This is a genomic window from uncultured Campylobacter sp. (assembly GCF_963517995.1).
Classification (GTDB): Bacteria; Campylobacterota; Campylobacteria; order Campylobacterales; family Campylobacteraceae; genus Campylobacter_A.
In genome coordinates this window covers 1-8,714 of sequence record NZ_CAUQHQ010000091.1, presented here as the reverse complement: position 1 = coordinate 8,714, position 8,714 = coordinate 1, and the positions used below count along the sequence as shown (strand labels likewise).

7 protein-coding genes and 1 pseudogene are annotated in these 8,714 nt (G+C 48.0%); 1 reads left to right on the top strand and 7 read right to left on the bottom strand.

What is annotated here, in order from left to right; all coding sequences use genetic code 11:
* Window positions 1-326, top strand: a pseudogene (locus RYL88_RS09190) (DNA polymerase III subunit epsilon); the annotation flags it as partial.
* Window positions 327-1,083: 757 nt separating this feature from the next.
* Here the strand turns inward: RYL88_RS09190 and cysE are convergent.
* From cysE to mfd, 7 genes are all read right to left on the bottom strand, one after another.
* Complete coding sequence (gene cysE, locus RYL88_RS09185) at window positions 1,084-1,629, bottom strand: serine O-acetyltransferase (protein ID WP_369011033.1); 546 nt, start codon at window positions 1,627-1,629, stop codon at window positions 1,084-1,086.
* Window position 1,630: 1 nt separating this feature from the next.
* Window positions 1,631-2,542, bottom strand: coding sequence for a cysteine synthase A (gene cysK / locus RYL88_RS09180; RefSeq protein ID WP_314990782.1), 912 nt, complete (start codon window positions 2,540-2,542; stop codon window positions 1,631-1,633).
* 81 nt (window positions 2,543-2,623) lie between these two features.
* Window positions 2,624-3,292, bottom strand: a complete 669-nt coding sequence (locus tag RYL88_RS09175; protein ID WP_314990780.1) for a 3-methyladenine DNA glycosylase — start codon at window positions 3,290-3,292, stop codon at window positions 2,624-2,626.
* A gap of 11 nt (window positions 3,293-3,303) precedes the next feature.
* Window positions 3,304-4,530 carry a chloride channel protein gene (locus RYL88_RS09170; protein ID WP_314990778.1) on the bottom strand — a complete coding sequence of 409 codons (1,227 nt, stop codon included), beginning with the start codon at window positions 4,528-4,530 and terminating at the stop codon, window positions 3,304-3,306.
* Window position 4,531: 1 nt separating this feature from the next.
* Window positions 4,532-5,344, bottom strand: coding sequence for a TIGR00282 family metallophosphoesterase (locus tag RYL88_RS09165; RefSeq protein WP_314990776.1), 813 nt, complete (start codon window positions 5,342-5,344; stop codon window positions 4,532-4,534).
* Window positions 5,344-6,105, bottom strand: a complete 762-nt coding sequence (locus tag RYL88_RS09160; RefSeq protein ID WP_314990775.1) for an ATP-binding protein — start codon at window positions 6,103-6,105, stop codon at window positions 5,344-5,346. Before RYL88_RS09160 ends, RYL88_RS09165 begins: the two co-directional genes overlap by 1 nt.
* Window positions 6,102-8,714 (bottom strand): transcription-repair coupling factor (mfd, locus tag RYL88_RS09155; RefSeq protein WP_314990773.1); only part of this gene is annotated, 2,613 nt, incomplete at its 5' end. The genes mfd and RYL88_RS09160, both read right to left, overlap by 4 nt.

Sequence of the window (8,714 nt, the reverse complement as noted above, 5' to 3'; positions counted from 1 at the left end):
TTATCAGCGCGACACTGGAGGCGCTAGGAGATGGCGAGCTACTAAACCGCAAGCTCTGCACCATAGACCTAGCCCGCCGCACTATCGCCTCGCCAAAATATGGCCTAGGCACGCTAAAAGAGATTTTAGGCATAAATAATGCCCATCACAGAGCCCTTAACGACGCTATCGCGGCGGCTGAAATTTTTAAATATTCACTGCAAAAGCTTCCTAGCGAGGTAAAAACGGTCGAGGAGCTAATAGAATTTAGTAAATCGGCTAAGACGGTTAAGCGACTAAAAACCCAAACTCCAAGCTTGCCGCATCTCACGGACGACAATCCGTAAAACCGAAAAACACAAAATTTTGCGCATAAGCTTCGGCTTAAAAACTCGGTTTTGATACGTTTTTATGCTAAAGTCCATTAAATTTGACGATAACCGGCAAAACGGCTTTAAATTTAATCGCGACAAAAAAGTCCGTAACGCAAAATTCTACGTCGGCAAAAACTCGGGAAATTAGCGTTTTTTAAAACGACTAGATAAATCCCGCAAGCTACAAGTAAAGCGAAGTTTGCCGCTCTAGCAATAAAATCTCCGTCCGAACAAAACCGCATACTTTCAGGCGCTTGATGCAATACCCAATTTTTAAACGACGAATAAAACCGGGCGGTAAAATTTGGTTAAATTTAGCAAGCTTTTTTTGTCTAATTTTAATAGTGCAAGAAATTTTTGCTAAGCATGAGGCCTAAAGCGGATAAAATCCGAATTTACACAGTAAAAACTACCGACTAAAATCATTCTCGTAAATTTTATCGCCCAAAAACGCTGTCTTCAAATTTAGCCAAGCCTACCGGCGCGATGAGCTTATCTTGGCATACCGCAAGTCTAAAAACGGTTTTAGGGCGCAAAAACGATTTTTTATGAATAAAAACGACTAGCCGCCGCGCCAAAAATACGGCAAAACGCGCATAAAAGGGGTACAAAATAAAAAGTCACGAAATGCTATAAATTTAGGATAAAAAGCGAAATTTAATTTTTAAATTTTAAGATCAAGCTAAAAAATGAGCGGGATTATAAAAATTACCTACTGGGGCAAATTTATCTATTCGCCGACTCGCTCACCGTTTATGCGTACTATCCTAGCGGGGATGCCTACGACCGTAGCGTTATCCGGCACGTTTTTTAGTACGACTGAGTTTGCGCCGATTTTGGCGTTTTCGCCGATTAGGATATTTCCCAGCACTTTTGCGCCGGCTGCTATCGTGACGCCGTTTTTTACGGTCGGATGACGCTTGCAGCGTTCTTTGCCCGTGCCGCCTAACGTCACTTGATGATATATCAGCACGTCATCGCCCACCTCTGCAGTCTCGCCGATAACCACGCCCATGCCGTGATCGATAAAAAGCCGCCTGCCGATCTTGGCGCCAGGATGTATCTCGATGCCCGTTAAAAATCGCGAAATTTGCGAGACGAAGCGCGCTAAAAAACGTAAATTTTTAACATACAAAAAGTGCGCTACTCTATGAAAAACGACGGCGTGGATGCCCGGAGTGTTTATGAGAATGGCCCCGTAGCAGCACGAGGCCACCGAGGGGTCTTTCTCGCGTACGGTCGCGACTAGCTCGTTTAGCTCAGCGAAAAAGCCCAACTCACGCCTCGTAAAGCGCGGTGCTAAGGTATCTCTCACCGTTATCGGGAGCTACGAAAAGCACCTTTTTGCCCTTGCCCAGTCTCTTTGCGACCTTTATCGCCGCAGCCAAAGCCGCGCCGCCTGAAATGCCTAACAGCACGCCCTCTTCTTTTGCCAGCTTCCTAGCGGCGTCAAAAGCCTCGTCGTTTTCCACGCGCTCTATCTCGTCGATATAAGAGGTATCAAGAGTAGCCGGGATAAAGCCAGCGCCTATGCCTTGGATCTTGTGCGGTCCAGGTTTTTCGCCCGAGATCACGGCAGAGTCGTTTGGTTCGACGGCTATGATTTTAGTGTTATATCCGTTTGCCTTTAGCGCTTTAGCTACGCCGCTTAGCGTGCCGCCGGTACCTACGCCCGAAACAAACGCGTCAAGCTCCTTAAAGTCGTCCATTATCTCTTTTGCCGTCGTTAGCTCGTGAGCCTGCGGATTAAATTTATTCTCAAACTGACTTAGCATGACGTAGCCTTTTTCGCGTACGAGTTCGTTTGCCTTTTCGATCGCGCCTTTCATACCCTTTGCGCCCTCGGTTAGCACAAACTGGGCACCGAACGCCGCTTGTAGCTTGCGTCTTTCGATACTCATGGTTTCAGGCATTACTAGCACTACTTTAAAGCCCAAAGCAGCGCCCGCCATAGCTACGCCGATACCGGTGTTACCGCTAGTAGGCTCTACGATGACGTCGCCTTTTTTTAGCGTGCCCTCTTTTTGCATTCCAAGGATCATACTTGCGGCGATTCTATCTTTTACCGATCCGCCCGGATTAAAAAACTCGAGCTTTGCGTAAATTTCAGCCATGCCCTCTTCATGCACGCTATTTATTTTAACTACGGGCGTTTTGCCGACGGTGTGGATTATATTTTCATATACCATTTTTGACTCCTTGTTAAAAATTGCGTAATAATATCTAAATTTAATAAATATAACTAAAATATTTATATAAAAAATATTTAATTATACGAGATTTTTTAATATTTTTTCTCCCGTTTCGTCCAACTTCTTGCCGTTAAAGTGCGCTTTGCAAAACTCCACTATCTTGCCGTGAAATTTGGCGTAAATTTCATTAATCTCTAGCTCGCGTCCGTACGCCTCGCAAATTTGCTCGCTATCTACGGCCTCTAGCCACTCGCGAGCTTCTTCGTAGCTTTCAAACTCGTACCCCAAAAAGCCCAAAATCCGCAAAGCGTAGCTATCTAAGACCATCACCTCGCGCCCGCACGCATAGCAAAGCACCGCGTCGCAGCTCTCTGCGCCGATGCCTTTAATGCCCAGCAACCACTCGCGGCTAACGTTTTCTTTGAAATTTTCAAAATCTCCGAATTTTTTAAAAATCGCCTCGCAAAGCGTTTTTAGGCGTTTTGCTTTGGTGTTATAAAAGCCGCTTGGCTTTATGAGCAAGGCAAGCTCGGTCGCGGGAGTTTTTACGATACCTTCCAGGCTCATCAAATTTGCGTTTTTTAGATTATTTAGCGCTTTGTCGGCGTTTTTCCAGTTAGTATTTTGTATCAAGACGGCGCCAACTACGACTTCAAAAGTCCCGGCTCCCGGCCACCAAAGAGGCCCGTCTGCGTCAGCCTTTACGCCCGCGTTTTTTAGCGCCAAAAAAAGCTGCGTGCTATCCATATTTTTCCTTTTTATTTCGAGAGTAGATTTCTAGCGCCCATTGCGCAAGCGATACTTAGCATTACGGCCGTAGCGGCGCTTAGATTTATATCGCAAAAGCCCGCAGCCAGCGCAAATGCCGTAAAGGGTGCGTCTAAATTTATCGCCAAAAACGCCGCCGCTCCGCAAAGAGCCGCCGCGCTTAAATTTACCTGCGCGAAATTCGCCGCCGTAAGACCTAAACAAAGCCCTAAAAGCGCGCCTAGCGAGAAACTGGGCGTAAGAGTACCGCCGTATGCGCCGCATTTTAAAAGCGCAAGTACGCAAACGCCCTTTACCGCTAGCAAACCAAGCGCATAAAGGGCTGAAATTTGTTCGTTAAAAGCCGTTTGCGCCGCAGCTTGACCGTTGCCCAAAATTTCTGGTAAAAACGCGCCCGCAAGCGCCGTAACCGCAAAAGCAAGCGGTAAAAATATCAAAATTTTACCGTCTTTTATGCGGTTTGCTTCGGCTCTAGCGACGCCTGCTTGATAAAATTTAGCCGTCATGCCGACTATAACGCCTACAAATGCGGCTAGCGCAAGGTTTGCAGGCGTTGATTTAAAGTCGCTAACGACGTAAAGAGCCTCTCGGGGTACGCTAAAATTCGCCGTAAAATCAGCGACCGCGCAGATGCCAAATGCCGCCAAAGCCGCCCTTTTATCAAAGCTTTTTAACAAAATCTCAAGCGCAAAAATCGCTCCGGCAAAGGGTACGTTATAAACCGCGCCAAGCCCAGCTGCAGCCCCGCAAGCCGCAAGAGTTCGGCACCAAGCCGCATCAAGAGCGAAAAAGGCGCAAATTTTTGACGCAAACAGCGCGCCAAGCTCGCGCGGAGCGACCTCCTTGCCGATCGGAGCGCCCAGACCTACGGTAAAAACCTGCAAAAACGCATGAGCTAAATTTGACGCAAACAAAGGATTTTTGCCCTCGATTATCTCGCCTGCGCTTAAGAACGGTTTAAATTTATGCAAAAAGTACCAACCTACGCTAGCAATCGCCCCGCAAGCTAAAACCGCCGCAAAACGCCTAAATGCGCTAACTTGATCAGGGGTGACGCCAAAATCGCTCTTTGCGCGACCAAATGCCAAAAACTCGGCAAAATGTATGACCTCGGTTAGCGCCGCAGCGCCCGCGCCAGCGGCAAACCCTACGCAAAGCACGGCCAAAAATAGCCTAAAATACGCGCTTGGTTGCATAAATTTACGCTTGGTTTTCACGCTAAAGCTTCACCGCGCGCTGTACCAAAGGCTCGCTAACTCCGTCTATCACGCGGATCTTAAAGGCATCTGCGCAGCGCCCGCCGTCAAATTCAAACACGACCATTTGAAAGATTCGCCTGCATTTTTCATTTACCTTAAACGAGTGCTTTAGCCCCGTTAAAAAGCTCTTCATCGGTGCTTCCGCGTCCATACCGATGACGCCGTCAAACGCCCCGCTAAGCCCGACGTCGCTCACGTATGCTGTGCCGCTAACTATTTGCAAATCATCGGTACCCACGTGCGTGTGAGTGCCGACTATCGCTCCCGCTCGCCCGCAAAATAGCCTAAAAAATGCATTTTTCTCGCTCGTGGCCTCGGCGTGAAAGTCTATGAGGATATTTTCGTTCTCGCACTCCTCTAGCGCGCGCTCGGCCTCCAAAAAGGCGTTGTTCGTATGCGGCAAGCCGTAGTGCCCCATCAAATTTACCACGCTTAGGCTCTTGCCCTCTTTACTCAAATTTATCGCGCCGCGCCCCGCAGTTCCCGCGAAGTGATTATACGGGCGGATGATAGGCAGGGCGTCCATCAGCGCGACTACGTCTTTTTTATCAAAGCTATGGTTGCCGCCCGTGATCGCGTCGATACCGCAGCCCAGCAGCTCGTGCGCGTTTGTGGCGGTTAGACCGAAGCCTCCGCTTGCGTTTTCGGCGTTTGCGACGATAAAGTCAAGCTCGAATTCTCGCTTAAATTTGGGCAAATTTTGTATAACCGCGCTTCGCCCGGCGCGCCCGACGATATCTCCCACAAAGCCCACTCTAGTTAAATTTGCCATCAAATTTTATCTTTATAGCTTAGATAAAACTGCCTCGCAGTGCGTCCGGAGCGGCTCGCGCGAAGCTGGGCGTATTGCTTTGCTAGCTCGTGAAGCATCGCTCTGTCGCCTACGAAATCTTTAAAATAAAAATCCACTATCTTTAGATAGTCCGCAAAACTACCCTGATAAAAGCTGAGCCAAAGCCCGAATCTATCGCTAAGCGCGATCTTTTCCTCGACCGCGTCGCTATAGTGCAGCTCCGTCTCGCAGACTCTGGTGCCTTCGTTGTCGCTTTTTAGCTCGCTGATGAGATGGCGGCGGTTTGATGTGGCGTAGACTAGCACGTTTTTAGGCGCTTTTTCGATCGAGCCTTCAAGCACGGGTTTTAAAAACTTATAGCTCCTATCGCCCGTCTCAAAGCTAAGATCGTCGCAAAAAATGATAAATTTAAAGCTACTATCCCTGATCTCGTAAATGATCTCGGGTATCATCTCTAGCTCGTCGTTTTTTAGCTCGATTAGTCGCAAACCCTCAGGGTAAAATTTAGTAAAGACGGCCTTAACCAGGCTGCTTTTACCGCAGCCTCGCGCGCCCCAGAGTATCGCGTGATTAGCGCCCTCGCCTTCTAAAAATTTGCGCGTATTTTCTACCAGCTCTTCTTTTTGCTTTTCGATCCCCACAAGCCCCTCAAGCTGCGTAAAATCAACGTCCGTTACGCCCTTTAAAGCGCCAAATTTGCGCCGATAAATCGCTGCGGCAGTCGTGTTCCAGTCTATCATTTTTCCGCCCGTCCTTTATTTAGTTTTCTAAGATAGATCAATATCTCCTCTATCACATCGTCATCGTCTTTGCTCTTTGATCTTAGTCTGGTTTGTTCGCCGTTTTGCGCGGTTAGCACGATATTTTGCTCGGCGTTTGAGATGGCTTTAAAGCCCGCTTTTATCGCTAAAATTTTAATTATAATGAGGCTTAAAAACTGCTTGGTGTAGATGTCGGGCTTGCCGAATCTATCCTCGATCTCGCCCTCTATCTCATAAACCTCGGCAACCTCTTTGCACTTGCTAAGCCGTCTATATAGCTCTAGGCGCAGCCTATCCTCGCCGATAAACTCCGAGTTTAAAAACGCGTTTATGCTAAGTTTCAGATCGATTTTCGCACTCTCAAAGCTCTCTTTATTTAGCAGTTTATTTATCTCTTCTTCAAGCATCTTGATGTAGAGCGAGTAGCCGATCGCCTCGATATGGCCGCTTTGGGCTTCGCCGACGAGATTGCCGCCGCCTCTGATTTCTAGATCGTGATACGCCAGCACGCTGCCCGAGCCCAAAAACGAATTACTCTCAAGCGCGACTAGGCGTTTTAGCGCGTCCTCGCTCAGGGCGTTTTTGTCCTCGACTAGGAAGTAGCAATACGCCTGCTTGTCGCTCCTGCCGACGCGTCCGCGTAGCTGATGTAGGTCTGCGATACCGAATTTATTCGCTCCCTCGATGATGATGGTATTTACGTTTGGCAGGTGGATGCCGCTTTCTACGATGCTAGTGCTTAGCAGCACGTCGTATTCGCCGTTTTCAAACTTCATCATCTCCTCTTCGGTCGTCTTGGCGTCGATCTTGGAGTGTAGCGTGAGGATGCGTAAATTTGGCATGATGTCTAAAATTTGCTTTTTTGCCTGAGGCATCGTGGCGATGTGGTTGTGGATATAAAAAATTTGCCCGCCGCGGCGCAGTTCGCGCATCACGGCCTCTTTTACCGCCTTTTCATCCCACTCGCGCACGCTGGTTCGCACGTCTAGGCGCGAGCTTGGCGGAGTTTGCAATACGGAGTAGCCCTTGACGCTTGAAAGCGCCATATTTAGGCTGCGCGGTATCGGCGTCGCGCTCATAGATAACACGTGCGAGGCGCTTGAAATCTCTTTTAGCTTTTCTTTTTGTTTTACGCCGAATTTATGCTCTTCGTCGATGATAATAAGGCCTAAATTTGAGGGCTTAACTGACAAAAGCGAGTGCGTACCCACGCAAACGCAAGGCTGTCCCACCTCCAGCGCCTTAACTGCCGCCGCTTTTTCCTTCGCGCTTGTGAAGCGATCGAGTTTAAAGACGCTAACGTCAAATTTGCCCAGCCTCTCTTTTAGGCTTTTAAAATGCTGCGAGCTAAGAAGCGTCGTCGGCACGAAAAATAGCGCTTGAAAGCCCGATTTTACGCACTTAAATATCGCGTTCATCGCAACTTCGGTTTTACCGAACCCCACGTCGCCGCTAAGCAGCCTATCCATCACCTTGCCGCTTTTTAGGTCGTTTGCGATGTCGCTTGATGCGCGCTCCTGATCTCTCGTGTAGGCAAAGCCCGCGTTTTGCAAGAAATTTAGATACTCCGCATCGTCTTTTTCGATGATTTCGCCGCGGATTAGCTCGCGCTGGGCGGCTAGCGAAATAATCTTTGACGCGATTACGAAAAGTTTGGCTCTAACTTTTTCTTTTATCTTGGCGAAATTTGCCTTGCCCAGGCGGTCTAAAACCGCGATACTACCGCTACCGGCAACGTATCTGTCGATCAAATTTAGATGCTCGACGGGCAAAAGCAGCTTGTCCTCGTTTTGATAAACGATAATGACGAACTCGCGCGTCCTGCCGAGAACCGTTAGCTTTTCAAGCCCCGTAAATTTGCCGATGCCGTACTCCTCGTGCACGACGTAGTCGCCCGCCTTTAGTTCGTCGATCGCTAGGCTCGGTTTTTTGGCGCGCTTTTTCTTTTCAAATTTATTTAGCGAGACGATGATTTCGGTCGCCGAGACCAAATTTAACGCGGCCTGGGTTTGCACGAACTCTACGTTTTTATATTCGCTCAAATTTAATGCGTTAAAAAGCCCTTCGTTACGCGCTAAGACTTTGATTTTTTTATTTTTATTTAACTCGAAAAAATCGGCGTTTAAAGTTACGCTTAAGTCTTTATAAACTTTAGCCGCGGGCAATACGGGCAAATTTGCCACCTCGCCCAGATCGCGCTCAAAGCCGTCAAATTTTTTCGTTAAAACCGTTTTAAATTCGCGCGTATAATCAATAAACCCATCTATCGCCCAAAATCCGAGCGTCTTTAGATCGCTGATTAACGCGTCGGTCTCGATCTCTTTTATTTTTTCGGATGTTTTTTCAAATTCAGCCTCGCCAAGAGCCGCGATAAAAGGCGAAATATCAATGCTTTTTAGTTCAGTTTTGTTTGAAATTTGCGTCTGCGTGCTGTAGTGCCTGATACTCTCTATCTCATCGTCAAATAGCAAAATGCGGTTTGGCTCCTGCGCGCCGACGCAAAAAACGTCTATAATCTCGCCGCGCACGCAAAACTCGCCCTCACTCTCCACGATACCCACCGCCTCGTAGCCAAAGCGTAGTAGCTT

Excerpts from the sequence above, each read along its gene's own strand:
- RYL88_RS09175 (WP_314990780.1), bottom strand. The coding sequence starts at position 3,292 with ATGGATAGCACGCAGCTTTTTTTGGCGCTAAAAAACGCGGGCGTAAAG.
- RYL88_RS09160 (WP_314990775.1), bottom strand. The coding sequence starts at position 6,105 with ATGATAGACTGGAACACGACTGCCGCAGCGATTTATCGGCGCAAATTT.
- cysK (WP_314990782.1), bottom strand. The coding sequence starts at position 2,542 with ATGGTATATGAAAATATAATCCACACCGTCGGCAAAACGCCCGTAGTT.
- RYL88_RS09165 (WP_314990776.1), bottom strand. The coding sequence starts at position 5,344 with ATGGCAAATTTAACTAGAGTGGGCTTTGTGGGAGATATCGTCGGGCGC.